At 69.5% G+C, this 26,123-nt stretch carries 24 protein-coding genes; 17 read left to right on the plus strand and 7 right to left on the minus strand.

The genetic code is table 11. The annotated features are described in order from the left end of the window. Positions 1 to 56: 56 nt before the first annotated feature. The gene (locus KDK82_RS00625) at positions 57 to 644 is read left to right on the plus strand and encodes a peroxiredoxin (protein WP_088163706.1); all 588 of its coding nucleotides are present in this window, start codon (positions 57 to 59) and stop codon (positions 642 to 644) included. Positions 645 to 662: 18 nt separating this feature from the next. On the opposite strand, the gene KDK82_RS00630 is transcribed toward KDK82_RS00625, so the two are convergent. Next, positions 663 to 1,037 carry a DUF779 domain-containing protein gene (locus KDK82_RS00630; protein WP_088165406.1) on the minus strand — a complete coding sequence of 125 codons (375 nt, stop codon included), beginning with the start codon at positions 1,035 to 1,037 and terminating at the stop codon, positions 663 to 665. A 67-nt stretch (positions 1,038 to 1,104) separates the two neighbouring features. Then, entirely contained in the window at positions 1,105 to 2,628 is a 1,524-nt protein-coding gene (locus KDK82_RS00635; protein WP_012207447.1) for an aldehyde dehydrogenase family protein, read from the minus strand. A gap of 322 nt (positions 2,629 to 2,950) precedes the next feature. Between KDK82_RS00635 and KDK82_RS00640 the strand changes: the two genes are divergently transcribed. Further along, a complete protein-coding gene (locus KDK82_RS00640; RefSeq protein WP_088163708.1) occupies positions 2,951 to 4,912 on the plus strand; it encodes a sigma-54-dependent Fis family transcriptional regulator in 1,962 nt (653 codons plus the stop codon). Between the two features lie 15 nt (positions 4,913 to 4,927). Here the strand turns inward: KDK82_RS00640 and KDK82_RS00645 are convergent, their stop codons facing one another. Together KDK82_RS00645 and KDK82_RS00650 are read right to left on the minus strand one after the other, a co-directional pair. Beyond that, on the minus strand, positions 4,928 to 6,346 hold the full coding sequence (locus KDK82_RS00645; RefSeq protein ID WP_088163710.1) for an RtcB family protein: 1,419 nt from the start codon (positions 6,344 to 6,346) through the stop codon (positions 4,928 to 4,930). A 163-nt stretch (positions 6,347 to 6,509) separates the two neighbouring features. Then, on the minus strand, positions 6,510 to 7,274 hold the full coding sequence (locus KDK82_RS00650; RefSeq protein WP_088163712.1) for an IclR family transcriptional regulator: 765 nt from the start codon (positions 7,272 to 7,274) through the stop codon (positions 6,510 to 6,512). Between the two features lie 70 nt (positions 7,275 to 7,344). Here KDK82_RS00650 and KDK82_RS00655 point away from each other — a divergent pair, with 70 nt between their 5' ends. Together KDK82_RS00655 and KDK82_RS00660 are read left to right on the plus strand one after the other, a co-directional pair. Beyond that, entirely contained in the window at positions 7,345 to 8,532 is a 1,188-nt protein-coding gene (locus KDK82_RS00655; RefSeq protein ID WP_088163714.1) for a M20 family metallopeptidase, read from the plus strand. 51 nt (positions 8,533 to 8,583) lie between these two features. Further along, entirely contained in the window at positions 8,584 to 9,588 is a 1,005-nt protein-coding gene (locus KDK82_RS00660) for a tripartite tricarboxylate transporter substrate binding protein (protein WP_088163716.1), read from the plus strand. Positions 9,589 to 9,604: 16 nt separating this feature from the next. Here the strand turns inward: KDK82_RS00660 and KDK82_RS00665 are convergent, their stop codons facing one another. Continuing rightward, entirely contained in the window at positions 9,605 to 10,459 is an 855-nt protein-coding gene (locus KDK82_RS00665) for a LysR substrate-binding domain-containing protein (protein ID WP_016445479.1), read from the minus strand. 131 nt (positions 10,460 to 10,590) lie between these two features. On the opposite strand from KDK82_RS00665, the gene KDK82_RS00670 reads away from it, so the two are divergent. Beyond that, on the plus strand, positions 10,591 to 11,004 hold the full coding sequence (locus tag KDK82_RS00670; RefSeq protein WP_012207434.1) for a VOC family protein: 414 nt from the start codon (positions 10,591 to 10,593) through the stop codon (positions 11,002 to 11,004). Further along, positions 11,001 to 11,972, plus strand: a complete 972-nt coding sequence (locus tag KDK82_RS00675) for a glyoxylate/hydroxypyruvate reductase A (protein WP_088163718.1) — start codon at positions 11,001 to 11,003, stop codon at positions 11,970 to 11,972. The genes KDK82_RS00670 and KDK82_RS00675 overlap by 4 nt, the downstream gene beginning before the upstream one ends. A gap of 17 nt (positions 11,973 to 11,989) precedes the next feature. Here KDK82_RS00675 and KDK82_RS00680 read toward each other — a convergent pair whose 3' ends face one another. Further along, positions 11,990 to 12,880 carry a LysR substrate-binding domain-containing protein gene (locus KDK82_RS00680; RefSeq protein WP_088163720.1) on the minus strand — a complete coding sequence of 297 codons (891 nt, stop codon included), beginning with the start codon at positions 12,878 to 12,880 and terminating at the stop codon, positions 11,990 to 11,992. 156 nt (positions 12,881 to 13,036) lie between these two features. Here KDK82_RS00680 and KDK82_RS00685 point away from each other — a divergent pair, with 156 nt between their 5' ends. Beyond that, positions 13,037 to 13,432, plus strand: coding sequence for a RidA family protein (locus KDK82_RS00685; RefSeq protein WP_016445482.1), 396 nt, complete (start codon positions 13,037 to 13,039; stop codon positions 13,430 to 13,432). Between the two features lie 86 nt (positions 13,433 to 13,518). Here KDK82_RS00685 and KDK82_RS00690 read toward each other — a convergent pair whose 3' ends face one another. Continuing rightward, positions 13,519 to 14,463 (minus strand): LysR family transcriptional regulator, encoded by a 945-nt coding sequence (locus tag KDK82_RS00690; RefSeq protein ID WP_013800697.1) that lies wholly within the window; start codon positions 14,461 to 14,463, stop codon positions 13,519 to 13,521. A gap of 155 nt (positions 14,464 to 14,618) precedes the next feature. Here KDK82_RS00690 and KDK82_RS00695 point away from each other — a divergent pair, with 155 nt between their 5' ends. The 10 genes from KDK82_RS00695 to KDK82_RS00740 all read left to right on the plus strand — a co-directional run bounded on the left by KDK82_RS00695 (position 14,619) and on the right by KDK82_RS00740 (position 26,106). Beyond that, on the plus strand, positions 14,619 to 15,479 hold the full coding sequence (locus tag KDK82_RS00695) for a fumarylacetoacetate hydrolase family protein (protein ID WP_088163722.1): 861 nt from the start codon (positions 14,619 to 14,621) through the stop codon (positions 15,477 to 15,479). A 14-nt stretch (positions 15,480 to 15,493) separates the two neighbouring features. Further along, positions 15,494 to 17,590, plus strand: a complete 2,097-nt coding sequence (locus tag KDK82_RS00700; RefSeq protein ID WP_013800699.1) for a hydantoinase/oxoprolinase family protein — start codon at positions 15,494 to 15,496, stop codon at positions 17,588 to 17,590. Continuing rightward, positions 17,587 to 19,377, plus strand: coding sequence for a hydantoinase B/oxoprolinase family protein (locus KDK82_RS00705; protein WP_043822131.1), 1,791 nt, complete (start codon positions 17,587 to 17,589; stop codon positions 19,375 to 19,377). The genes KDK82_RS00700 and KDK82_RS00705 overlap by 4 nt, the downstream gene beginning before the upstream one ends. Before the next feature lie 8 nt (positions 19,378 to 19,385). Further along, on the plus strand, positions 19,386 to 19,787 hold the full coding sequence (locus tag KDK82_RS00710; protein ID WP_088165407.1) for a hypothetical protein: 402 nt from the start codon (positions 19,386 to 19,388) through the stop codon (positions 19,785 to 19,787). Continuing rightward, entirely contained in the window at positions 19,784 to 20,872 is a 1,089-nt protein-coding gene (locus tag KDK82_RS00715; protein ID WP_088163724.1) for a GTP-binding protein, read from the plus strand. Before KDK82_RS00710 ends, KDK82_RS00715 begins: the two co-directional genes overlap by 4 nt. Positions 20,873 to 20,919: 47 nt before the next feature. Further along, positions 20,920 to 21,918 carry a tripartite tricarboxylate transporter substrate binding protein gene (locus KDK82_RS00720; RefSeq protein ID WP_088163726.1) on the plus strand — a complete coding sequence of 333 codons (999 nt, stop codon included), beginning with the start codon at positions 20,920 to 20,922 and terminating at the stop codon, positions 21,916 to 21,918. 78 nt (positions 21,919 to 21,996) lie between these two features. Then, positions 21,997 to 23,115 carry a porin gene (locus tag KDK82_RS00725; RefSeq protein WP_016445488.1) on the plus strand — a complete coding sequence of 373 codons (1,119 nt, stop codon included), beginning with the start codon at positions 21,997 to 21,999 and terminating at the stop codon, positions 23,113 to 23,115. Between the two features lie 131 nt (positions 23,116 to 23,246). Then, positions 23,247 to 24,227 carry a quinone oxidoreductase gene (locus KDK82_RS00730; RefSeq protein WP_088163728.1) on the plus strand — a complete coding sequence of 327 codons (981 nt, stop codon included), beginning with the start codon at positions 23,247 to 23,249 and terminating at the stop codon, positions 24,225 to 24,227. Further along, positions 24,224 to 25,219 carry a LysR family transcriptional regulator gene (locus KDK82_RS00735; protein WP_043822138.1) on the plus strand — a complete coding sequence of 332 codons (996 nt, stop codon included), beginning with the start codon at positions 24,224 to 24,226 and terminating at the stop codon, positions 25,217 to 25,219. The genes KDK82_RS00730 and KDK82_RS00735 overlap by 4 nt, the downstream gene beginning before the upstream one ends. Then, positions 25,216 to 26,106 carry a DMT family transporter gene (locus tag KDK82_RS00740; protein ID WP_012207422.1) on the plus strand — a complete coding sequence of 297 codons (891 nt, stop codon included), beginning with the start codon at positions 25,216 to 25,218 and terminating at the stop codon, positions 26,104 to 26,106. The genes KDK82_RS00735 and KDK82_RS00740 overlap by 4 nt, the downstream gene beginning before the upstream one ends. Positions 26,107 to 26,123: the final 17 nt, after the last annotated feature.

The following is a 26,123-nucleotide window of genomic DNA, read 5'->3' on the forward strand; positions in this document are numbered from 1 at the left end:
GGCTTTGGCCGATTGGCCACAATGGGGCATCCCGTTCCAGGCTCAGGAGGCCATGCATGTCCGATATCCGCTGCGGCGATTCCATCCACTCACGCGCATCCCTGGGCCGCCGCTGCGCGCGTGCCGCCGCTCCCCTGCTGGCGGCGCTGCTGCTGTCGCCGCTGGCCCAGGCCGCGCTCAAGGTGGGCGACACCGCGCCGCGCTTCACCACGCCGGCCGCGGTGGCGGGCAAGGCCTTCGATTTCGACATGGCCGCCACGCTCAGGAAGGGGCCGGTGGTGCTGTATTTCTTCCCCAAGGCCTTCACGCAGGGCTGCACCATGGAAGCCCACGCCTTTGCCGAGGCCACGCCGCGTTTCGCGGCCATGGGCGCCACGGTGGTGGGCATGTCGCATGACGACATCGATACGCTCAAGCGCTTTTCCACCGAGGCCTGCCGCGACCAGTTCGCCGTGGCATCGGACCCGCAGGCGCAGACCATCCGCGCCTACGACGCCTCGGCCGCCGCCGACCCCCAGCGCGCCGACCGCATCTCCTACGTGATCGGGCAGGACGGCAAGGTCCGCTTCGTGCACATCGGCTCGGACCCGGACGAGCATGTGCGCCAGACAGAGGCCGCGGTCAAGCGGCTGACCGGAAAGTAGCCCGCCGCGCGGCCCCTGTCAGGGGCTGTTGCCTTCGCTGGCCAGGATCTCGGCGTATTCCTCGTCCGTGAACAGCCTGGAGCGTGTGTGGAAGGCCTTGCCCGTGCTGCCCTCCAGCGAGAAGGTGCCGCCCTGGCCCTCGATCACGTCGAGGATGAGCTGGGTGTGCTTCCAGTATTCGTACTGCGACTTGCCAATGTAGAAGGGCGCGCCGCCCACCTGGCCCAGCAGCACGTCCTGGGCGCCTATCGTCAGCTCGCCGGGCAGATAGCAGTTGGCGGCGCTGTTGTCGCAGCAGCCCCCGGACTGGTGGAAGAACACCGGCCCGTGCTGCGCCTGCAGGTCGGCGATCAGCGCCAGCGCGGCGTCGGTGGCAATCACTTTGTCAACCATGGGTTGGTCCTTTCCTGGGCGGCCGGCCGCGCTGTGCGCCGCCGGCCGCATTCACCTGGGAAGAACTTCAGAAGAAGCCCAGCTTGTTCTCGCTGTAGCTGACCAGCAGGTTCTTGGTCTGCTGGTAGTGGTCCAGCATCATCTTGTGGGTCTCCCGGCCGATGCCCGATTCCTTGTAGCCGCCGAAGGCCGCATGCGCCGGGTAGGCGTGGTAGCAGTTGGTCCACACGCGCCCGGCCTTGATGGCCCGGCCCATGCGGTAGGCCACGTTGCCGTTGCGGCTCCACACGCCCGCGCCCAGGCCGTAGAGCGTGTCGTTGGCAATGGCCAGGGCCTCGGCCTCGTCCTTGAAGGTGGTCACGGCCAGCACGGGGCCGAAGATTTCCTCCTGGAAGATGCGCATCTTGTTGTGGCCCTTGAACAGCGTGGGCTGCACGTAGTAGCCGCCTTCCAGGTCACCGCCCAGATGGGCCTGGCCGCCGCCGGCCAGCACCTCGGCGCCCTCCTGCTTGCCCAGGTCCAGGTACGACAGGATCTTGGTGAGCTGCTCCTTGGACGCCTGCGCGCCCATCATGCTGTCGGTGTCCAGCGGGTTGGCATGCCGGATGGCGGCCACGCGCTGGAGCACGCGCTCCATGAAGCGGTCGTAGATGCTTTCGTGGATCAGCGCGCGGCTGGGGCAGGTGCAGACCTCGCCCTGGTTGAAGGCGAACAGCACCAGCCCTTCGACGGCCTTGTCGAGGAAGGCATCGTCCTTGTCCATCACGTCGGCGAAGAAGATGTTGGGCGACTTGCCGCCCAGCTCCAGCGTGGCCGGGATCAGGTTGTTGGCGGCGGCCTGGGCAATCACGCGGCCCGTGGAGGTGGAGCCCGTGAAGGCGATCTTGGCGATGCGCTTGCTGGTGGCCAGCGGCATGCCGGCCTCGCGGCCGAAGCCGTTGACGATGTTGAGCACGCCGGGCGGCAGCAGGTCGGCAATGAGCTCGGCCAGGATCAGGATGCTGATGGGCGTGGACTCGGCCGGCTTGAGCACCACGCAGTTGCCTGCGCCCAGCGCGGGCGCCAGCTTCCAGGCCGCCATGAGGATGGGGAAGTTCCAGGGAATGATCTGGCCCACCACGCCCAGCGGCTCCTGGATGTGATAGGCCACCGTGGTCTCGTCGATATGGCTGAGCGCGCCTTCCTGGGCGCGCACGCAGCCCGCGAAATAGCGGAAATGGTCCACGGTCAGCGGGATGTCGGCATTCAGCGTCTCGCGGATGGCCTTGCCGTTGTCCACGGTCTCGGCATAGGCGAGCAGCTCCAGGTTGGCCTCGATGCGGTCGGCGATCTTCAGCAGGACGTTCGCACGCTCGGCCGCGCTGGTGCGGCCCCAGGCGTCGCTGGCGGCATGGGCGGCGTCCAGCGCCAGTTCGATGTCCTCGGCCGTGGAGCGCGCGGCGCGGGTGTAGACCTTGCCGCTGATGGGGGTGACCACGTCGAAGTACTGCTCCTTGACCGGAGGTACGAACCTGCCGCCGATGAAGTTGTCGTAGCGGGCCTTGTAGGCGATCTTGGCGCCAGCGGCGCCGGGTGCTGCGTAGACGGTCATGCTGCTTGTCTCCTGAGGATGCTTATGGGTCTGTTGTGATCGGGTGTGGATCGGGATATCCGGCCATTGCCGGACGGCAGACATGATTCAAAAGCCGTGCCAGCCCGCAGGCCGCAGGGCAGGTGCCCGCAAAGGCATGCGGGACGTGGCTGCTGCGGGTATTCCCGTGCGCGTTCGCCCTGTGCAGTGACGTTCCGCAACAGGACAACTGTCCAGAAATGGAACAGTCGGGCGCTTGGCCTGCCACTTGGCTTGCCCGGTGCCCGCCGGCCCCGCATACTGGTCTGCAACGCGGCGCAATGACGCCCGAGCAGGAGACAGCATGCAATCGAGAGCCTCCCTTGTGGCCTTGCGCCAGGCCCGTCACAGCCTGATGGAGTCAGGCCTGTGCCCCAGCGGCCTGGTGGACGAGCGCCTGGCGCGCTCGTGGCAGCGCTGCATCGAGCAGGGACTGCGTCCCACAGGACGGCTGGGCGCCGCCGACAACCTGGAGCAGCACGCGCTGGGCGTGCTGCGCAGCCGCCACCATGCGCTGCTGGCGCATTCACGGCCCGTCATGGAATACCTGTCCGAGCAGGTGCGCGGCAGCCAGAGCGTGGTGGTGCTGGCCGGCCCCTGCGGCACCCTGGTGGATACCTGCGGCGACCCCTTCTTTCTGGGCAAGGCCGAGCGCGTGGCCCTGGCCAGCGGCGCGTCCTGGCATGAGGCGCAGCGCGGCACCAATGCCATCGGCACGGCACTGGCCGAGATGGACTCCATCGAAATCCAGGGCGGCGAGCATTTCCTGGAGCGCAACGGCTTTCTCACCTGCGCGGCCGCGCCCATCCTGTCGGGCACGGGCCAGCTGCTGGGCATCCTGGACATCTCCAGCGAACATGGCCGGGGCAGCCCGCACACGCTGGGCCTGGTCGGCACGGCGGCCCGCATGATCGAAAACCGCCTCATGGCCTGCGACGGCCAGCGCCACATCCGCCTGCACCTGCACGCGCGGCCCGAAGGCATTGGCACGGTGGCCGAAGGCATTGCGCTGATCTCCGCGGACGGATGGCTGGTGGGCGCCAACCGCGCCGCGCTGGCCCTGCTGCGCCTGTCGCGGGCGCAGCTGGGCAGCGTGTCGCTGGAGCAGGTGCTGGACGCGGGCCTGGAGGAGCTGCTGTCACGCCAGCACCGCCAGCCCGATGCGGCCCAGCCGCTGCGGCGCCATGACGGCACGGCGCTGTTCGGCCAGCTGGTGCCGGACCGGCGCACGGTCCGGTCCTCGGTCGTGGAGCGGGTTGCAGAGCAACAGCAACAGGAACAGGCGCCGCAGCAGCCGGCGCGCGATGCGCTGGCGCGGCTGGACACGGGCGATGCGCGCTGGCGCACGGCGGCGGACAAGGCCCGGCGCGTGCTGGGCAAGCCGATTGCGCTGCTCATCCAGGGCGAGTCCGGCGTGGGCAAGGAATGGTTTGCGCGCGCGGCCCACGACAGCGGGCCACGCCGCGACGGCCCGTTCGTGGCCATCAACTGCGCGGCCATGCCCGAGTCGCTGATCGAGGCCGAGCTGTTCGGCTACCGCCAGGGCGCCTTCACGGGCGGGCGGCGCGAAGGACAGGCGGGCCTGCTGCGCCAGGCGCACGGCGGCACGCTGTTCCTGGACGAGATCGGCGACATGCCGCTGTCGCTGCAGACCCGGCTGCTGCGCGTGCTGCAGGAGCGGCAGGTGGTGCCGCTGGGCGGTGGCACGCCCGTTGCGGTCGATTTCGCGCTGGTCAGCGCCTCCAACCGCAGGCTGCGCGAGGATGCCGACCAGGGGCGGTTTCGTGCCGACCTGTACTACCGCATCAACGGCCTGGCCGTGGAGCTGCCTCCGCTGCGCGAGCGCGGCGACTTCGAGGCGCTGGCCGCGCGCATGCTGGCCGACATCGAACCCGCGCGCCCGCTGCGCATGGCACCGGCCCTGCTGGCGCAGCTGGCCGGCCATGGCTGGCCCGGCAATCTGCGCCAGTGCGCCAGCGTGCTGAGAACGGCCTGCGCCATGCTCGATCCCCATGAGGACTGCCTGCAGTGGCAGCACCTGCCCGACGACTTCCAGGCCGAGCTGGCGCAGACCGCCCGCAGCGGCCCCCGGCTCGACGCTGCGCCGCAGAGCCTGGATGAACTCTCGCGCTCGGCCGTGCGGCAGGCGCTGGAGAACTGCCGGGGCAATGTCACCCAGGCCGCGCGCATGCTGGGCATCAGCCGCCAGACGCTGTACCGCAAGCTGGCCCAGGACCGTGCGGCGGACGGCTTGCGGCTGCAGTGAGGCGCCTGCCGGTGCTCAGGCCTTGAAGGTGATCCAGGGCCTGAGCTTCACGGCGGCGTGGATCAGGCCGGCGGCCTCCTGCGACTCGATGACCGGGCCGATGGGCTTGTAGGCTTCGGGCGCCTCCTCGATGCGGCGCTCCTCGCGCAGCGTCACGCATTGCCAGCCCTGTTCGCCCGCATGGCCTGCACGGGCTTCGGGCCGGAGCGCGCGCACGGCCTGGCGGCGCATGCGCCGCCCCGCGCCATGGCTGCAGGACCAGAGCCAGTCGGCCGCGCCCAGGCCCGTGACCAGGTAGGAGGCATCGCCCATGGACCCCGGGATCAGCGCGAAGTCGCCCTCGTTGGCCGGCGTGGCGCCCTTGCGGTGGATGTTCATGCCGCCTTGCTGCAGGACCACGTTATGCGGCACATCGACCACCAGGCGCGAATCCGCTGCGCCCACGATCTGCTCCAGGTCCTTGCGCACCAGCTCGGCCAGCACCACGCGGTTGGCCCAGGCATAGCGCGCCGCCACGCCCATGGCCTGCAGGTACTCGCCGGCCAGCGGACCCGACAGGCCGTACAGGCCGCTGGCCGGGTGCTTCACGCCTTGCGGCCACTCGGCCCGGGCGCGGTCCATCCAGGCCTGGCCCACGTAAAAGCCCAGGTCGCGCGAGCCGCTGTGGATCATCACCACCACGTCGCCTGCGCGCAGGCCGGCCCGGTAGGCCGCGTGGCGGTCCAGCACCTCGTCGACCACCTGCAGTTCCACGAAATGGTTGCCCGATCCCACCGTGCCCAGGCACGGGTCGCGGAACACGGCATGGCGCTCCTGCAGATAGGCATGGGGCGCGTGGCGGGCGCTGCCAGCGAAGCTGTCCAGGCCGATGCAGGCGGCCAGCTCGCGGTGCAGGCGATCCCTGTCGACATGGCCCCACAGGCCCTGGCCGCTCAGCTGGTCCACAAAGGCGGCCGGCCCGTGGTCGAACAGCGCGCGGAATGCGGCCGTGGTCACGGGCACGTCGCGCCCGCTGCCCAGCAGGCTGGCGGTCAGCAGTTCCACCAGCCGGCCCTTGTGTGGCGCCAGCTGGTCCAGCCGGGCGCCCGTGGTCAGCAGGCGCACGCTGCAGTTGATGTCCGTGCCGATGGCGGCCGGAATGACGAAGTCCGATGGCGTGGCCACCACGCTGCCCACGGGCGCCACCGTGCCCGGATGGAAATCGGGCGTGGCGCAGGCGCGGCAGACGGCGCCGTGGCTGCCCTGGCCGTCATGCCGGCGCACGGCGGCAAAGGCCAGCAACTGGCGCACGGCCTTGTCCTCCAGGGGAAGGCTGTCGGGAAGAAGAATGTGGGCCTCGGCCTGGCCATCGCGCACGTGGTAGATGCCGTCGCGATAGTCGAGAGAGATGCCCGTGCGTGCAAAGGCACGCTGGAGTCGTTGAGGAGTGCTCATGGCTGCAGATCCGCGAGGCCTGGTTGGCGCTCGCCGCGTCCGATGGGTGTACGGACGATGAAAGACACCCGGGCGGCAAAGGCCCGGAAAACGTCTTTCCTGCAGCAGCTCGTTCAAGAAAGAAGGGGTGCAGTATAGCGGGATCCGCGCTGGACGGCAGGCGCTACGCGTTGCGCCGCTCGTACTGGGCGATGGCGTTGAGCAGCAGGGGCGAGAACTTCTTCGCGTAGTCGGCGCCGCTCCACTGGCTTGAGGAGCCGCTCAGGTGCAGGGCGCCCAGCGGCACGCCGTCGGCATCGACCACGGCGGCGGCCAGCGCGACCTCGCCCATGATGAATTCATCGACCACCATGGCGTAGCCGCGCTCGCGCACCTTCTTCAGTTCCGCCTGGACGGCCTTGGCGGTGGTCAGCGTCCGGGGCGTGCTGGCCACCAGGCGGCCGGGGGCCAGCAACTGCTCCACCTGCGCCTCGTCCAGCCGGGCCATCACGGCGCGCCCGCCTGCCGTGCAATGCAGGGGCACGCGCCGGCCCACGAGCGAGGCGTGGTAGTGCTCGGTGCTGGTCTGGTGGCGCAGCACATGCACCAGCCAGTCGCCGTCGCGCAGCGACAGGCTGATCTTCTGCTCCGTGTCCTTGGACAGCTGCAGCAGCAGGGGGTTGAGCGCTTCCGCCAGCGCATGGGTGCGCAGGAAATGGAAGGTCAGGTCCAGCACGCCCGCGCCCAGCCGGTAGCGGCGGGTCTGGCTGTTTTGCTGCAGGTAGCCCTCGGCGCTGAGGGTGTAGGCGTAGCGCTGGGCGGCGCTCTTGTCCAGGCCGCTGCGCTCCATGATTTCCGTGAGGCTCAGGTCGCCCGCCGCGCCCTTGAAGCAGTCCAGCACGCGGAATGCCTTGCCCACGGAACCCACATACAACGCGTTTTCGATCATCGTTTTACCTGATTGTGAATCTGAAGTATTAAATAACAATACCAAGTATTGAAAAATACGGAGGCAGCGGATGCCACAGCAAGCCATTGTCAGTGCGGACCGGGCGTTCGGCGCGTCGGAGTGGATCAAGGGCCAGCGGGAGAACATGCTTTCGCTGCTGGCGGACATCGTCAACATCGACTCGGGCAGTTTCGACAAGCCTGGCGTGGCGCGCGTGTTCCGGCGCCTGGAGGCCTTCTTCCTGGGCCAGGGGCTGCAGGTCAGCCCGCATTTCGTCGATGGCGTGGAGGCCGCGATCTCGGTCACCGTGAACGCGGGCAGCACCGTGGGCAGGCCCGTGCTGCTGATGGGGCACTGCGACACGGTCTTCCCTGAAGGCGAGGCCGCGCGCAGGCCGTTTCGCATCGAAGGCGGCAGGGCCTACGGCCCGGGCGTGGCCGACATGAAGTCGGGCATCGTCATGAACGCCTTCCTGCTGGCTGCGCTGGCCCACAGCGCGGAGCCTGCGCCCGAGGTCACGGGCCTGTTCACCTGCGACGAGGAGATCGGCTCGCCCCTGAGCAAGTCCGTCATCGAGCCCTTTGCGCGCAAGGCGGGCTTTGTCTTCAATGCGGAGCCGGGCCGGCCTTCGGGCAACGTGGTCACGGGCCGCAAGGGCGGCGTGTTCTTCGGCGTGGAGATCGAGGGCAAGGCGGCACACTCGGGCGCCAACTTCGCCGAGGGCATCAGCGCCATCTCGGAGCTGGCGCACAAGGTGGTGGCGCTGGACGCGCTCACCGACCTGGACAAGGGCGTCACCGTCAACGTGGGCCTGGTGTCGGGCGGCCTGTCGGTGAATACGTCGGCGCCGTCGGCCAAGGCGGCCATCGACCTGCGCATCTTCGACCTGGACCAGCGCGAGTCCCTGGTGGGCCGCATCCGCTGCATCTGCGACAAGTCCTTCATCCAGGGCACGCGCTCCACGCTGAACATCACCGGCGAGTTCCGCCCCTTCGTTCCCACGCCGCAGTCGCAGCAACTGTTCGAGCTGTACCAGGCCGAGCTGGGCACGCTGGGCCACAAGGCCGAGGGCGAGTTCAGCGGCGGCTGCGCGGACTCGGGCGTGACCTCCAGCCTGGGCGCCATCACGCTGTGCGGCACCGGACCCGTGGGCGGCAAGTTCCACACCACCGACGAGTACTGCGAGGTGGACACCATCGTCCCGCGCGGCCTGGCGGTGCTCCACACCATTGCACGCCTGCCCCACGCCCGGTGGTAGGGCGCGCCTGATTCCCGCCTTCCCCCTCAAGCCACTGCCTGGTGCACTTTCATGAATCCACTTGCCTTGCCCACACGCCGCTCGCTCCTGAAAATCGCCGCCGGCCTGCCGCTGGCGCCTCTGCTGCTGCAGCCCGCCGCGGCCTCGGCGCCCGGCCCGGTCAGCCTGATGGTGCCCTACCCGGCAGGCGGGCCCAGCGACGTCAGCGCCCGCATTCTGAGCAAGCCCATAAGCGAGGGACTGGCGGCCAAGGTGATCGTGGAGAACCTGGGCGGCGCCACGGGCACGATTGCCGCATCCAAAGTGCTGGGCGCCAGGGCCGATGGCAGCATGTTCTTCCAGGGCACGCAAAACGAACTCATCCTGCCGCCGCTCACCAACAAGGCCGTGCGCTACCAGCCCGATGCGTTCGAGAACCTGCAGTACATCACCGTCACCCACCTGGTGCTGCTGGTGCGCTCGGGCCTGCCGGCCCGGAACATGCAAGAGTTCCTGGCGCTGGCGCGCTCGCGCAACGAAAGCAATTCGCTGACCTACGGCTCCGTGGGCGTGGGCTCGCTCTACCACCTGATCACCGAGTACATGGGCAAGGTGGTGAAGGTGCCGTTCACGCACGCGCCCTATGCGGGCACGGCACCCGTGATCCAGGACCTGGCCGGCGGCCAGATCGACTTCAGCATCATGCCGTTCCAGGCGTCCATGCTGGAGATGATCCGCACCGGCCGCTTCCGGGCGCTGGCCGTGCTGTCGCGCAACCGGCCTGCCGTGCTGTCGGCCGTGCCCAGCATCACCGAAGTGCCGGCGCTGCGCGATTTCGAGTACGCCAGCCTGGCGGGCTACTTCGTCAAGCGGGGCACGCCGCAGGACGTCAAGCAGCGCCTGAACCAGGCCATCGGCCAGGCCCTGCTGGACCCGCAGGTCATCGCCAAGCTGGAGGCCGACGGCCGTGATGTCGCCAAGCCCATGGGCCTGGACGATGCAGCGGCCGCCTATGCGCGCGAGATCGCCAAGTACCGCGAAATGATCCGCGTCACGGGCTACGTGCAGGCGGATTGAGAACGAAAGCCGCAACCTACGCGAGTGCGCCCTCCAGCAGCTCGGCCATGCGCGGCAGGTCGGGCTCGGCGCTGGTCACCAGCAAGATGGCGCGCTCATAGGCCGCGCCCGCAATGGGCAGCATGCGGCAGTCGCCCATGAAGCGCTCCAGGCCCGTCCAGTGCGGCACCAGGCCCACGCCCATGCCGTCGGCGGCCAGCATGGCAATGGCCTCCAGCGCGTCCAGGTCGCACAGCACCGCAGGCTCCAGCCCCTGGTCGGCCAGCCAGTCGGCCGCATGGCGGCCACCCCAGGCATCGGGGTCGTAGCGTATGTAGGGCAGGCTGCGCAGCAGCGCGGCAGGCCGGCCGCGTGCCTGGGGCGGTGCCAGCAGCACCAGCGGCTCGCGGCGCAGCTGCACGCTGCGCAGCGCCTTGGGCAGTTCAAAAGGGGGCGCCACGATGACGGCGGCATCGAGCTCGCCGGCCTGCAGCATCTGGAACAGCGCGCGCGAGGTGCCCGGCACGATGACGGGCCGGCACTGTGGAGCCGCCTGCGTGAGCTTGCGCAGCGCGGCCGGCAGCATGCCGGTGAGCGCGGTCGAGATGGCGCCGATGCGCAGCGTGCCGGCCAGCCCATCGGCACTGGCATCGCTGCCCAGCAGCGCGGCCTCGCGCACCAGGCGCCGCGCGCGCGGCAGCAGGGCCAGGCAGGCCTGGGTGGGGCGGGCCGCATGGCCGCTGCGCGAGAGCAGGGCAAAGCCAAGCTCGCGCTCCAGCGCCTGCACGCGCTGGCCCACGGCGGCGGCGGTCAGGTGCTCGGCGCGCGCCGCATCGGCGATGGAGCCGCTGTCCACCACGGCGATCAGGCTCTTGAGATAGCGGGTCTCCAAAAGATTTCCTTGGGGATTGCAAAGAAATCAACGCTATCACTTTTGAAAAGCCTCTGCTAGGCTCGCGCCACCCACGGCAGGCCACGGCCTGCGAGCCTGCCTGCACCACAAGCACAACCAAAGGATCAGCCATGCGCACCAGCTTCCACCTTGCCTACCATGTCCGCGATCTGGACGAAGCGCGCGCCTTCTACGGCACGCTGCTCGGCTGCCAGGAAGGCCGCAGCACCGAGACCTGGGTGGACTTCGACTTCTTCGGCCACCAGATCTCGCTGCACCTGGGCGAGCCCTTCCCGGTCACGAACACCGGCCGCGTGGGCGACCACATGGTGCCCATGCCCCACCTGGGCCTGGTGATGGCCATGGACGACTGGAAGGCCCTGGCCGCGCGGCTGTCGGGTGGCGTGGTGGATTTCGTGCTGCAACCCGGTATCCGCTTCGAGGGCGAGCCCGGCGAGCAGGCCACCATGTTCTTCCGCGACCCCAGCGGCAATCCCATCGAGGTCAAGGGCTTCGCCGACCTGGACAAGGTTTTTGCCAAATGAGCGGTTCGCTGTCTCCTCGCGCCTCGCTCCCCCCGCTTCCTTTCGTCTGCGCACCCGGCTACCCGGCAGCCCAGGCCTGGCTGCAGGCCCTGCAGGCCGCCCTGCCCGAGGAGCGCGTGGTGGCGCTCGATACGCTGGATGCGGGCCAGCGCGCGGCCTGCGAGGTCGCCATCGTCGCCAACCCCCAGCCTGCCGACCTGCGCACGCTGCCGCGCCTGCAATGGGTGCACAGCGTCTGGGCCGGCGTGGAGCGCCTGGTGGCCGACCTGGGCGATACCGACCTGCGCATCGTCCGCCTGGTGGACCCGCAACTGGCCGACACCATGGCCGAGGCCGTGCTGGCCTGGACCCTGTACCTGCACCGCGACATGCCGCGCTATGCCCGCCAGCAGGCCGAGCGCCAATGGCTGGCGCATGACGGCGTGCGCGCGCAGGACAGGACGGTATCGCTGCTGGGCCTGGGCGCACTGGGCAAGGCCGCCGCGCAGCGGCTGCTGTCGGCAGGCTTCCAGGTGCGCGGCTGGAGCCGCACGCCCAGGCACATCGAGGGCGTGCAATGCCATGCGGGTGATGCCGAGCTGCCCGCCATGCTGGCGCAGACCGACATCCTCGTATGCCTGCTGCCGCTCACGCCGCAGACGCGCGGCATCGTCGGCGCGCAGGCGCTGGCCGCGCTGCCCGCCCATGCCTCGCTGATCAACTTTGCGCGCGGCCCCATCGTGGACGATGCCGCGCTGCGCGCCGCCCTGGACGGCGGCCGCCTGGCCCATGCCGTGCTGGACGTGTTCGACCAGGAGCCCCTGCCAGAATCGTCCTGGCAATGGGCGCACCCCGCCGTGACCGTGCTGCCCCACATCTCGGCACCCACGGACCGCGCGACGGCATCGGCCATCGTGGCGGGCAACATCCGGCGCTGGCGCGCCAGCGGCGAACTGCCGCAGGCGGTGGACGCGGGACGGGGTTATTGAGGGCGGCTACGGTACGGCTATGGCACGGCCATGGACTGGCTTCTGAGCCAGTCCATGACGGCGCGCACATGGGGGCCCGGCTTCCGTTGCTCGCCCACGGCCAGATGGTAGGTATGGCCGGTGATCGAGGGGCCGAAGGGCTGCAGCAGGTGGCCGGCCGCAATGTCTTCGGCCACCAGGGCCAGGCTCACCAGGGCAATGCCATGACCGGCAATGGCCGCCTGGATGGCATGGCCCTCGTCGGAAAAGCGCAGTTGCCCCGCCGGTGAATTCCAGGCCAGGCCTGCCTCGTCAAACCAGCGCTCCCAGGTGGGATTGCTGGCGTGCGCCGTCTTCCAGTCAAAGCGGATCAGCGGCAGGCGGGCCAGGTCGGCCGGACCCAGCACGCCCAGCCGGGGATTGGCCACGGGCGCAAAGCGGTCGCTGAACAGGGGCTCGGCCACCAGGCCCTGATAGGGGCCGCGCCCGTAGCGCACGGCGATATCGACGGCATGGGAGCGCAGGTCCACCACATCGTCCGAGGCCTGCAGTTGCAGGTCCACCTCGGGGTGCATCGCGCGGAAGCTGGCCATGCGCGGCACCAGCCATTTCACGGTGAACGCATTGGTGGCCGAGATGCTGACCTGGGCGCGCAGGCGCTTTTGCAGCAGGCGCTCCAGCGTGGCGGCAAAGGCGTCGAAACCGTCGCGCAGCACCGGATAGAGCTGGGCGCCGGCCTCGGTCAGCACCACCTTGCGTACCTGGCGATCGAACAGCGCCAGGCCCAGCTGTTCCTCCAGCGCGCGGATCTGGTGGCTGATGGCCGTGGGCGTCACTGCCAGGTCGTCGGCGGCCTGCTTGAAGCTGCCCAGGCGGGCGGCGGCCTCGAAGGCGCGCAGTGCGGAAAGCGGTAGCTGATTGCGTTGCATGAGGGCTGGAGGACGCAAGGGGCGGGTGAGGAATGGGGTGAGGAAAACTCATCTTATGCCTGACAAATGAACCTTTGTCGCAATCATCCGGCTTCCCTATCGTCCAACCATGCCCCAAGCGCGATCCTGCCGGGGATGGATGAAGGAAATGAAACCATGCTGCACCGTGTCACCACGCAACCCGACCCCTACGAGCCGTTTTTGTTGTCGCAAGGCATTCGCTTTGGCGAGCTGCTGTTCATCTCCGGCCAGGCCGGCGCCGGAGACGATGGCCGCATCGTGCCGGGTGGCTTCCTGGCCCAGGGCCGGCAGGCGTTTGCCAATCTGCGCCGCGCGCTGGAGGCGGGCGGCTCCAGCCTGAAGGACGTGATCAAGGTCACCATCTTCGTCACCGACATGGGCCACTTCGACGAGGTGGTCGCCCTGCGCCGCGAGTTCTTCGGCGCCCCCTATCCGGCCGACACGATTGCCCAGATCCAGGCGCTGTACGACCCGGCGGCCATGATCGAGATCGAGGCCATTGCAGCCGTGCGTGATGGCCAGGCCCGCTGACATGGTTGCGGCCGTTCTGGTCCGATGGCCTGGCCACGGCGTGCATGGCCGACGACTGGAGCCGATGGGGCCGATATCTGATCCCTTCAACCGCCGAGCAGTCCCGAGGTGCTCAGGGGCCCCGGCGACAGCTGCTGTCCCCAGGCCTGCGTCAATGCCTCGATGGCATCGCCCACCACGCGGCAGGCCTGGGTGAGCTTGCCGTGCCGGGGCAGAGCCAGCGTCACATGGCGCACCAGGCCGGGATTGACCAGGCGGCTGGCCTGCAGCCGGCCCTGGCGCAGTTCGGCATCGATGGAGTACGGGCCGATCACCGAGTAGAGGCCGGGCGCGTGGGCCACGAGTTCCTTTTGCACGGTCAGCGAGTCGGCCTCGGCCGCCGCCGCGAGCCGAAAGCCGTGGCTGTGCGCGGCCTCATCGAGCGCATCGCGCCAATGGCTGGGGCGTCGCGGCAGCACCAGTTGCAGGCCGTCGAGCGCGGCGAACTCCGTGGTGGGCGCCAGGGTCAAGGGGTCGCCAGGGCGCGACACCAGATAGCTGTGCGCGGTGCTCAGCAGCCGCTCGTCGCCGCCGGCCGGGCGTGCGAAGCGAAAGAGGATGGCCAGGTCCACGGCACCGCTGTCCAGCAGCGCGTCGAGCTCCGTGCCCTGGGCCTCGGTGATGTTCAGGCGTATGCCGGGGTGCTCGCGCTGCAGCCAGTCGAACACATGCGTCATCAGCGGGTGCGCGGCCGAGGGCACGATGCCCAGCCGCACCTCGCCCCATAGCTGGCCTGCGTCCGCACGCAGTGTTTCCTGCAATTGCTCGGTTTCCTGCAGCCAGCTGCGCAGCCGCAGCGCGGCCCGCGCGCCCAGCGGCGTCAGCGTGACGCCCCGGCCCGTGCGCCGCAGCAAGGGGCCGCCCAGAGACGCTTCGAATTCGCTGATCTGCCGGCTGATGTGCGACTGCACGGTGTGCCGCCGTGCCGCGACCTTGCTGATGCTGCCGGCTTCGGAGACCTCAAGGAAGAGCTTGACGCTGGGCAGGTGCATGGTGGTTACCCGGTTGAGGTATGCCTGATGAGGCAATTCTGAAAGCCTGAAATTCTATCTATCCAGATATCAACGGGATTTCTACAGTGCAGTCATGCCTTGCCAATGGCCTTGCCCTGGCAGGTTTTCCAGACACCGAACCTAAGGAAAATCCGTTGAAACTCGCCAGCTTCATCCATGCCGGACAGCCCCGCTACGGGCAGGTTCTGGCCGAGCGCTTCCTGCTGCCGCCCGCCGACTTTCTCGCCCGCCATCCCGACCTGCTGTCCGTGCTGCGCGCACAGGCGCTGGGCGAGCTGGAGCAGGCCCTGCAGGCCGGCGCCGTGTCCGTCGATGCGGCGCAGACCCAGGCGCTGCCCGTCATCCCCAACCCCGGCAAGCTCATCTGCGTGGGCCTGAACTACAAGACCCATGTGGCCGAGACGCGGCGCGCCGACAGCGAGCACCCGTCGCTGTTCCTGCGCTTCAACGACAGCCTGGCCGCCGATGGCGACGAGCTGCTGCGTCCGGCCTTCTCGGAGCGTTTCGACTGGGAGGGCGAGCTGGCCTTCGTCATCGGCCGGGGCGGGCGCCACATTGCAAAGGAAGATGCCTTCGACCACATCGCCGGCTATGCCTGCTTCAACGATGTGAGCGTGCGTGACTGGCAGCGCCATACGCACCAGTTCACGCCCGGCAAGAACTTTCCCGGCACGGCGCCCTTCGGCCCCTGGCTGGTCACGCGCGACGAGGTGGCCGACGTGCGCAGCCTGGCGCTGCAGACCCGCCTGAACGGCAGCGTGATGCAGCAGGCCAGCCTGGGCGACCTGATCTTCGACATCCCCACCATCGTGGCCTATGTGTCGCGCTTCACGCCGCTGTCGCCCGGCGACGTGATCGCCACGGGCACGCCGGGCGGCGTGGGCGACCGCCGCGAGCCGCCTCTGTACATGAAGCATGGCGATGTGATCGAGGTCGAGATCACTGGGCTGGGCGTGCTGCGCAACCGTATCGGCACGGATACCGCTGCCGTCTGACTCCGGAGAATTTCATGGATAACCAACAAGCGATTTCGCAGCGGCCCCGGCTGCGCATTGCCGTCGATATCGGCGGCACCTTCACCGACATGGCGGCGTTCGACGAGGCCAGCGGCCAGCTGCTGTTCGGCAAGGCCCTGTCCACGCATGGCGAGCTGGTCAACGGCATCCAGGCCACGATAGACAGCGCGGGCATCGACTGGCGCGACGGCCATCTGTTCCTGCATGGCTCCACCATTGCCATCAACACGCTGCTGGAGCGCAATGGCGCCCACACCGCGCTGCTGATCACCGAGGGCTTTCGCGACATCTACGAGATCGGCCGCGTGAACCGGCCCGATGCCTACAACCTGTTCTTCAACAAGCACCAGCCGCTGGTGCGGCGCTCTCTGCGCCATGAGGTGTCCGAGCGCCTGCGCGCCGACGGCAGCCTGCACAAGCCGCTGGACGAGGCGGCCGTGCGCGAGCTGGCCCGCGAGCTGGCGGGGCAGGGCGTGGAGGCCGTGGCCGTGCTGCTGCTGCATTCCTACCGCAACCCGGCGCACGAGCAGCGCGTCAAGCAGATCCTGCAGGAAGAGATGCCGGGCGCCTTCGTCTGCGCCTCGCACGAGCTGTCGCAGGAGTACCGCGAGTTCGAGCGCGTGTCCACCGCCGTGGCCAATGCCTATGTGGGGCCGCGCGTGTCGCAGTACCTGGGCCAGCTGGAGAACCACCTGGGCGGCAAGGGCTTCGAGGGCGATTTCTACATCGTGCAGTCCACCGGCGGCCTGTTCCCGGTCGAGCACGCCAAGGTGGGCTGCGTGCGCATGCTCGAATCGGGGCCGGCGGCCGGCGTGATCGGCGCCCAGGCCATCTGTGCGCAATTGGGCATGGGCGATGCCATCGCCTTCGACATGGGCGGCACCACGGCCAAGGCCGGCGTGATCAGCGAGGGCCGGCCGCTGACCACGGGCTCGGCGCTGATCGGCGGCTACGAGCAGGCCCTGCCGATACAGATCCCGATGATGGATATCCACGAAGTGGGCACGGGCGGCGGCTCCATCGCCCGCGTGGAGACGGGCAACGCGCTGCGCGTGGGCCCGCAGAGCGCCGGCTCCATCCCCGGCCCCGTGGCCTATGGCCGTGGCGGGCTGGAGCCCACGGTGACCGACGCCAACCTGGTGCTGGGCCGGCTGGACGCGGAGCATTTCCTGGGCGGCGAGCTGCAGCTGGACATGGACGCCTGCCAGCGCCAGATGGCCGAGCGCGTGGCGACCCCGCTGGGCCTGGAGCCCACCGAGGCGGCCGACGGCATCCTGCGCATCGCCGTGACGCAGATGTCGCATGCCGTCAAGGCCGTGACCACCGAGCGCGGCCTGGACGCGGGCAGCTTCACCATGGTCGTCTACGGCGGCGCGGGTCCGCTGCACGCCTCGGCCATTGCGCGCGAGATCGGCATCCGCAAGGTGCTGATTCCCTATGCGCCCGGCTATTTCTCGGCCTACGGAATGCTGTTCTCCGACCTGCGCTACGACTACGTGCGCTCGGTGTTCCGCAAGCTGGGCGAGGTGTCCTTCGAGGAGATTGAGGCCGCCTACCAGAGCATGGAGGACGAGGGCCGCGCCGCGCTGGCGCAGTCCGGCATCGCGCCGGACGGCATCGTGATCGAGCGCGCCGCCGACATGCGCTACGTGGGCCAGGAGCATGCGGTGACCGTGGACCTGCCCATGGCCTTCTTCGAGGGACGGGACCGCTCGGCCATCAAGCGCCAGTTCGACGAGCTGCACAAGGTGCGCTACGGCACCTCGGCCCCGCAGGAGCCGGCCGACCTCGTGAGCCTGCGCGTCACCGTGCTGGGCACGATGAAGAAACCGCCCAGGCACAGCGTGGAACGCGGCAGCGCCGAGCCCAGCCGTGCCTCCGTGCGCACGGTCAAGCCCGTCTATTTCCGCTCCAGCGGCTGGGTGGACACGCCGGTGCATCTGCGCGAGCGCCTGCTGGCGGGCAACGAGATCGCGGGGCCCGCGCTGATCGAGGAACACGCATCCACCACCGTCGTGCAGCCCGGCGACCGGCTGCGCGTGGACGAACTGGGCAATCTGCAAATCGACATCGGGAGCGACCGCACATGAACCACCCCACTGACTCCAGGCCCGTCGATCCGGTCACCGTCGAGATCATCCGCAACGGCCTGTACGCCGTCACGGAGGAGATGAAGACCAACCTGACGCGCACGGCCTACAACCTCATCATCTACGAGGCGCTGGACTTCACGGTCGGCCTGTTCACGCGCGAGGGCGACACGGTGTCCATCGGCCTGGGCCTGCCCATGTTCATCCGCGGCATGTCGGAGACGGTCAAGGCCAAGATCCGCCACTTCGGCTACGAGAACATCCTGCCCGGCGACATCCTGGTCACCAACGATGCCTACACCACCGGCAGCCACCTGAACCACTTCACGTTCACCATGCCGGTGTTCCATGAGGGCCGGCTCGAAGGCTTCACCTGCTGCATGGCCCACTGGCTGGACGTGGGCGGCACGCTGGGCAACGTCACCACGGACATCTTCAGCGAAGGGATACAGATCCCCATCATGAAGTACCAGCGCCAGGGCGAGGTCAACCAGGACCTGATCGACATCATCGCGATGAACGTGCGCCTGGCCGAGCGGGCCCTGGGCGATCTGCGCGCGCAGATCACGGCCATCACCACGGGCGAGCGCCGCTATGTGGAACTGCTGCAGCGCTATGGCGTGGATGCGGTCAACGGCGCCATCGCGCAGATCATGGATTCCAGCGAGGCCGTGGCGCGCAAGAACACGCTGTCGATTCCCGATGGCGTGTACGAGGCCGAGTCCTTCATGGACGACGACGGGCTGGACATCGGCAAGCGCATTCCCATCCGCGTCAAGGTCACGGTGCAGGGCGACGAGATGACGGTGGACCTGTCGGACGTCTCCAAGCAGGTGCGCGGCTTCTACAACTCGGGTTTCACCACGGGCATCGCCTGCGCGCAGGTGGCCTACAAATGCCTCACCACGCCGACCGACTACCCGGTCAACGACGGGAGCTTCCGGCCGCTCAAGGTGATCATGCCCATGGGAACGGTGATCAGCGCCGAGAGGCCGTATCCCATGCGCGTGTGGATGACCTTCCCCATGACGGTGATCGACACCATCTTCAAGGCGCTGGCGCCCGCGATTCCCGACCGCTCCATCGCGGGCCACCACGCGGACCTGGTGTTTCCCAACATCCATGGCATCTCGCCCGAGGACGGGCGGTTGTTCATCGTCGGCATCGGCCCGCTGGGCGGCGGCTGGGGCGCCAAGAGCCGCGAGGACGGCGTGTCCGTCACCGTCTGCATCAATGACGGCGACACCCACAACAGCCCCACCGAGCAGCTCGAGGCCAAGTACCCGGTGCTGGTGGAGAAGTACGAGATCCGCCAGGACTCGGCCGGCGCGGGCCAGTACCGGGGCGGCCTGGGCGCGGAGATGGTGGTGCAGGCGCTGTCGCCCTTCACCGTCACCACGCGCATCGACCGCGTGCACTGCAAGCCCTGGGGCCTGGAGGGCGGCGGCGATGCCATGGGCAACGGCCTGGCCGTGCGCCACAAGGGCGAGTGGAAGACCGACCATGCCAACGCCAAGATCTTCAACGTGCGCCTGGAACGCGGCGATGCCTACCGCATGCTGTCGGGCGGCGGCGGGGGCTTTGGCGACCCGCTGGCGCGCGAACTGGACAAGGTGGCCGAGGACGTGCGCGAAGGCTATGTGAGCGCCCAGGTGGCCCGCGAGGTCTACCGCGTGGCGCTGGATGGCCAGGGACAGGTGGACCACGAGGGCACGCAGGCGCTGCGCAGCGGCAGGTCTCCGTCGGCCGCAACGGCAACCTCAGCCGTGGCCTGGGACGGGCAGTGAGCACGGCCATGGCCTCCGACCACGCCCTGCAGGCCGGCCGGCTCTGGGACCTGTGGTGCGCCCTGGCGCTGCGCCATGTCGCGCTGGGCGGTGCCTGCGCCTGCGGGGCGGGCGGCATCAGCCTGCGGCTGGAGGACTTCGAGCTGGACATCGTGGACTACCTGCAGGATGGGGGCGAGCGCTGCGAGCAGCCCGAGGTGGCGGCCTGGTTCCGTGCCCGGCCCGCAGCCGGGCAGGGCGCGCAGCCGCTGCGCGGCCTGCTCGATGCACTGGGCTCGGACGAGGTGCCGCAGGCCGTGGCGCAGTGGGCGCTGGCGCGGCTGGAGCGCACGCTGCGCTCGTTCGCCGAGGTGCATGGTGGGGTGCAGGGCGGGGTGCAGGGCGGGGTGCAGGGCGGTGTGGCGTCATGAGCGGGCATTTCTCCAGCCTGCTGGCCCTGCCCGAAGCGGCGGGCCAGCGCATTCCGGTCACCGTGCTCACGGGCTTTCTGGGCAGCGGCAAGACCACGCTGCTCAACCGGCTGCTGGCGCTGCCGGACCTGCACGGGACGGCCGTCATCGTCAACGAGTTCGGTGCGGTCGGCATCGACCAGGACCTGACCAGCCTGGCCTGCGAGGACACGGTGCTGCTGGCCAATGGCTGCCTGTGCTGCAGCGTGCGCGGCGATCTGGTGGAGGCGCTGGAGCGCCTGGCCCTGCGCGAACAGGGCGCGCCGCGCCGCGTGCTGATCGAAACCAGCGGCCTGGCGGACCCGGGGCCGATACTGCGCTCCTTCCTGGGCGAGCCCGCCGTGCGGGCGCGCTATGCGCTGGCCGGCGTGGCCTGCACGGTCGATGCCGTGCTGGGCAGCGCCACGCTGGCAGGCTATCCCGAAGCCGTGCGGCAACTGGCTGTGGCTGACCTGGTGCTGCTGACCAAGACAGATTTGCTGGGCGGCGCACAGCCCGCTGCGCAACTGCTGGCACAGGTGCAGGCCATCAACGGCGAGGCGCCGCAAGGCATGGACCCCGGCCACCATGTGGCGCTGCTGCAGCGGCTGATGTCGGAAGGCGCGACGGGGCAGGAGGACGCCGCTGCGGGCATGCTCCAGGCACCCGGCTACCGGGCCATGGCCCAGCCTTTGATGGCTCCGGTGACAGCGCCGGCAGGCGCGCACCGCGACGGCATCTCGTCCTTTGTGCTGCAGCGCGACGAGCCCCTGCCCGCGCAGGCGTTCGGCGAATGGATGGACTGGGTCACGGCCATGCGCGGCGATGACCTGCTGCGCGTCAAAGGCATCGTGCACCTGCAGGAGCACCCGGACCAGCCCCTGGTCATCCATGGCGTGCAGCACCTGTTCGCCCCGCCGCAGACGCTGCCCCGCTGGCCGGGTGCCGACCGGCGCACGCGCATCGTCTTCATCACGCGGGGGCTGGATGCCCAGGCCCTGGACGACACGCTGAGCGTGCTGGTGCGCAGGCACAGGCGGCGCGCGCCGAATCAGGACCCGGGCTGAGCCACGCAACGGCCGGCCCATTTTCAAAAAGAAACAGGAGACAAAGCATGAAAACTCTGACACGGCTGAAGGGGCCGGTGCTGGGCGCTTTACTTGGTGCGCTGGCTGCCTTGCCCATCGCCAGCATGGCCTCGTCCAGTGCGCCCGCCGCCTTCCCCGAGCCGGGCAAGATGGTCAAGGTCATCGTCCCGTTCGTGGCGGGCGGCGGCGTGGACAGCGCGGCGCGCCTGTTCGCCGAGCAGTTGCGCAAGCAGCTGGGCACGACGGTCATCGTCGAGAACCGCGTGGGCGGCAGCGGCGTGGTGGGGGGCCGTGCGGTGCTGGCGGCTGCCCCCGATGGCTACACCCTGCTGTTCTCGGCCGCCACGCATGTGCTGGCCAAGCAGGTATTGGCCCATCCGCCCTATGACCCGCAGACCGACTTTGTCCCCGTGGCGCGCGTGGGCGAGGCGCCGCTGATGCTGGTGATCTCGCCGCAGCTGCCCCACAGCAAGCTGGGCGAGGTGCTGGCCGCAGGCGCCAAGAGCACGTGGACGGCGGCCATTCCCGCCGTGGGCGCACCCAGCCACCTGGCCACGCTGCTGCTGGCCCAGCAGGGCCGCATGCGCCTCGAGTACGTGCCCTACAAGGGCACGCAGCCCGCGCTGGTGGATGTGGGCGGCGGCCATGTGGACCTGCTGCTCGACTCCATGGTCTCCGTGCTGCCGCTGGCCAAGGCCGGCAAGGTGCGGCCGATTGCCATCACCTCCGGCAAGCGCAGCCCGCTGGCGCCCGAGGTGCCCACCATGCAGGAAAGCGGCCTGCCGCGGTTTGCCTACACGTCCTGGTACGGACTGTGGGCGCCCAGGGACACGCCTGCCGACCGGGTGCAGCGGCTGAACCAGGCCTCCAACGCGGCGGTGGCCGAGCTGGCCAGGTCTGGCGCCTTCGCGAGCCTGGGCATCGACACGGTTTCGGAAAGCACCGAGCAGTTCAAGCGCTTCATCGCCGCCGATGTGGCGCAGAGCGCCGCGCTGCTCAAGGGCGCGGGCTTCAAGCCCGAGTAGCCGGGCAGACACCGGCACACGCCCGAGAAAAACAAAGAGCAAAGAGCAAAGCAAAGCAAAAAATCACAAGGAGACAACATGCAGGTTTTCATACGCCAGGCCCTGGCCGCCTCGCTGGGGCTGGCCGCCGCGCATGCGGGCGCGCAGTCCTCGGTATCGATCTCGGGCACCGTCGATGTGAGCGTCAGGCAGGTGCGCAACCAGGGCCTGGGAACGGTCACCTCGCAGGCCAGCGGCGCCAACTCCACCAGCAAGCTGGTATTGCGGGGGCAGGAGGACCTGGGCGACGGCCTGAGCGCGGGCTTCTACCTGGACGGCAGCCTGCTGGCCGACACCGGCGCCATGGGCGCCAGCGGCCCGTTCTGGGACCGGCGCTCCACGGTCAGCCTGGCCTCGCGGCAATGGGGCGAGCTGCGGCTGGGGCGGGACTGGGTGCCCACGCACCTGGTGTGGAGCGGCTTCGATCCCTTTGCCACGCTGGGCATCGGCAGCGCCAATGGCTTTCGCTCGTTCACGGCTTCCCGCGCGCTGGGCCAGGCCTTCGGCACGGCGCCGGAGTCGCAGGCTGCCAATCCCACGCTGCGCGTGAGCAATGCGGTGGAGTATTTCCTGCCGGCCGGCCTGGGCGGGCTGCAGGGCGTGTCCGGCAGCCTGATCGCCACCCTGGGCGAGAAGGGCGCCACGGCGGCAGGCCAGACGCGCGGCAACGGCTTTCGGCTGGGCTGGGCGGGCGCGGGCTGGAACGTGGCGGGCGCGCAGTTCACCACGCGCAACACCCTGAGCGGCATCCATTTCAAGGACCAGAGCTACGGTGTCTCCTACGACTTCGGCTGGCTCAAGGCCAGCCTGGCCCAGCGCCGCTGGGTGCATGGCGTGGACCGCACGGTCAACACCCTGGTGGGCATGAGCGTTCCCGTGGGCAGCGGCGTGGTCAAGCTCAGCTACGTCAAGGCCGACCAGACCGGCGCAACGGCGGCGCAAAGCGCCAGCGATGCCGACCTGTGGGCGCTGGGCTATGTGCACTCGCTGTCGCGGCGCACGGCGCTGTACGCGCATGCGGCCCGCATGTCCAACCGCAATGGTGCGGCCTTCGCCATTGCCGGGGGTGCGGCAGTCAGCGGCAATCCGGCCGCGGCCAATTACTTTGGTGGGCGCGCCTCCACGGCCTTCGAGCTGGGCATCCGGCACGACTTCTGATGGGCAGCGTGGGCAGCGAGCGCCTTGGTTCGTGGTCATTGCTGCACCCCATGCAGCAGTGAACTGCACGCCGGCCTATTGCTGCCGTCAATCGCTTCTTCTACGCTGCACCCATTTCACGGAGCAGCGAGATGAATCCATTGATCAAGGTCCGCATGGACGCCGCAGGCACCCCCGACGCCATGCGCCTGGAGCCGGTCGAGGTGCAGGCGCCCGGCCCCGGCCAGGTCTGGCTGGAGCAGACCGCCATCGGCGTGAATCCGCTGGACGTGAGCCAGCGCAAGGGCGCTGTCGCCATCGCCTTTCCCTCGGGCCTGGGGCTGGAGGGCGCGGGGCGGGTGGCCGCCGTGGGCGAGGGCGTGACGAATGTGGCCGTGGGCGAGCGCGTGGGCTACGCCACGGGGCCGCTGGGCGCCTATGCCAGCGCCCGCCTGTATCCGGCCGAGCGCCTGGTGAAGCTGCCCGATGCGCTGCCTGACGACGCGGCGGCGGCCGTGCTGTTCAAGGGCATCACGGCGCAGTACCTGCTCAAGACCACCCATGCCGTGGGCCCCGGCAGCCGCATCGTGATCTATGGTGCCGCCGGTGCGCTGGGCCAGTTGATGTGCGCCTGGGCCAGGCACCTGGGCGCCCTGGTGATCGGCGTGGTGTCCAAGGCGGCCAGCGTGGAGCGTGCGCGCGCTGCCGGCTGCGACGAGGTCTTCGTGTTCGATGCGGCCACGCTGCCGGGCCAGGTGATGCAGGCCACCGGGGGCCTGAAGGCCGACGTGGTCTATGACCCCATCGGCCGCACGACGCTGGGCGCCTCGCTGGACTGCCTGCGCCCGCGCGGCCTGCTGGTGTCCTTCGGCGCGACCTCCGGCCTGCCCGATCCCATCTCGGTGGCCACGCTCAATGCCAAGGGCTCGCTGTTCCTCACGCGCCCCTCGCTGGCCGCGCACACGGCCACGGCGGCCGAGTACCAGGAGCGCGCACGGGACGTGCTGGCCGCCGTGGCGGCCGGCATCATCGTGCCAAGCGTCTGGCGCCGGTATGCGCTGGCGGAGGTGGCGCAGGCGCATGGCGATCTGGAGCAGGGACGCTCCCAAGGTGCGATCATCCTGACCCCATGAACCTTCTGGACAGCCAGCACGCCGATGAACTGGCGGCCCTGGTGGCGCTGCATGAACAAGGCTCCTTCGCTGCGGCGGGGCGGGCCTTGCTGCGCCATCCGTCCGTGCTGTCCAAACGCCTGAACGCGCTGGAGACCCGGCTGGGCGTGCGGCTGGTGGAGCGCAGCACACGCCATCTGCACCTGACCGACGAGGGCCTGCGCCTGGTGGACAAGGTGCGCCAGGCGGCCGGCCTGATTGCCGATGCCCAGAAGGAGGCCGCCCAGGGCGCCTCGCAGGCGCGGGGCCGGCTGCGGCTGTCGCTGCCGGCCGCCATGGGGCGGCGCTGGCTCAGCCCGCTGCTGGCCGAGTTTGCGCTGGCCCATCCGCAGATCGTGCTGGAGGTGGAGTATGCGGACCGCTTCGTGGACATCGTGGGCGAGCGCTTCGACGCGGCGGTGCGCATAGGCCGGCTGGCGGACAGCCGACTGGTGGCGCTGCGGCTGGGCGGGCACCAGCGCATTCTGGGCGCCGCTCCCGCCTATCTGCAGGCCCACGGCACGCCGGTGCACCCCGAGGATCTGGCGGCGCACCGCTGCCTGGGCTTCACGGGACTGCAGTCGTTTCCGCAATGGGAGCTGGTGCACGGTGGCGCATCGGGCGATGTACCGCAGGGCCAGGCCCGGCACACCGTGCTGGTGCGCGGCCCCATGGTCAGCAATGACAGCGAGGCACTGCTCACGGCCGCCGTCATGGGGGTGGGCATTCTGGCCGGCGGCGACTGGCTGATGAGCGAGCACATGGCCGCAGGCCGGCTGGTGCGGGTGCTGCCGCAATGGCGCCTGGATGGCGCCTCGGGCATCTACTTCGTGCGGCCCTCGGCGGCGTTCAGCAGCGCGGCCATGACGGCGCTGCGCGACTGCCTGGTGCGGTGGTTTGCCACGCGCAGCCCCTGGCGCACGGGGCATGACACACTGGCGCCGCCCCTATCGTCTTGCGCATCCGCTCCATGACCCAAAAAACCTCGCCGCCCGCCATGGCGGCCGCCTTGCTTCCCTGGCTGTTCGTGCTGCTGTGGAGCACGGGCTTCATCGGCGCCAAGTTCGGCCTGCCCTATGTGGAGCCGCTGACCTTTCTGACGCTGCGCTATGCCATCGTCCTGGTGCTGATGGCGGCGGTGGCCCTGGTGCTGCGCGCGCCCTGGCCGCGTTCGGCACGGCAGTGGCTGCACATTGGCGTGTCAGGGCTGTTCGTGCATGGCGTGTACCTGGCCGGGGTGTTCACGGCCATCGCCCATGGCCTGCCTTCGGGCGTGACGGCCCTGGTGGTGGGGCTGCAGCCGCTGATCACGGCCCTGGTGGCCGGCACCTTGCTGGGCGAGTCCGTGCGGCCCCGGCAGTGGGCCGGGCTGGCGCTGGGCTTCACGGGCGTGGCCCTGGTGGTGGCGGGCAAGATCGCCTCGGTGCCGGTCCATGCCCTGCTGGCCATGCTGGTGCCGGCCGTGGTGGCGCTGGCCGGCATCACGGCCGGCACGCTGTACCAGAAGCGGTTCTGCCCCTCGTTTGATCTGCGCACGGGCTCGGTCATCCAGTACCTGCCGTGCCTGGTGGCGACGGGGGCGCTGGCCCTGGCCACCGAAACCATGCAGGTGCGCTGGAGCGGCGAGTTCCTGTTTGCGCTGGGCTGGCTGGTGCTGGTGCTGTCCGTGGGCGCGGTCAGCCTGCTCAACCTGCTGATACGCCGCGGCGGCGCCGTGCACGTGGCCAGCCTGTTCTACCTGACGCCACCGGCCACGGCCCTGATCGCCTGGGCCATGTTCGGCGAGACGCTGGGCGGCCTGGCGCTGGCAGGCATGGCCTTGACGGCAGCCGGCGTGTGGCTGGCGCGCCAGGGGCGCTAGCTTGCCCCACAAGCCGC

Origin of the sequence: Delftia sp. K82 (assembly GCF_002193035.1) — a bacterium.
In the GTDB taxonomy this organism is placed as follows: domain Bacteria; phylum Pseudomonadota; class Gammaproteobacteria; order Burkholderiales; family Burkholderiaceae_C; genus Comamonas; species Comamonas acidovorans.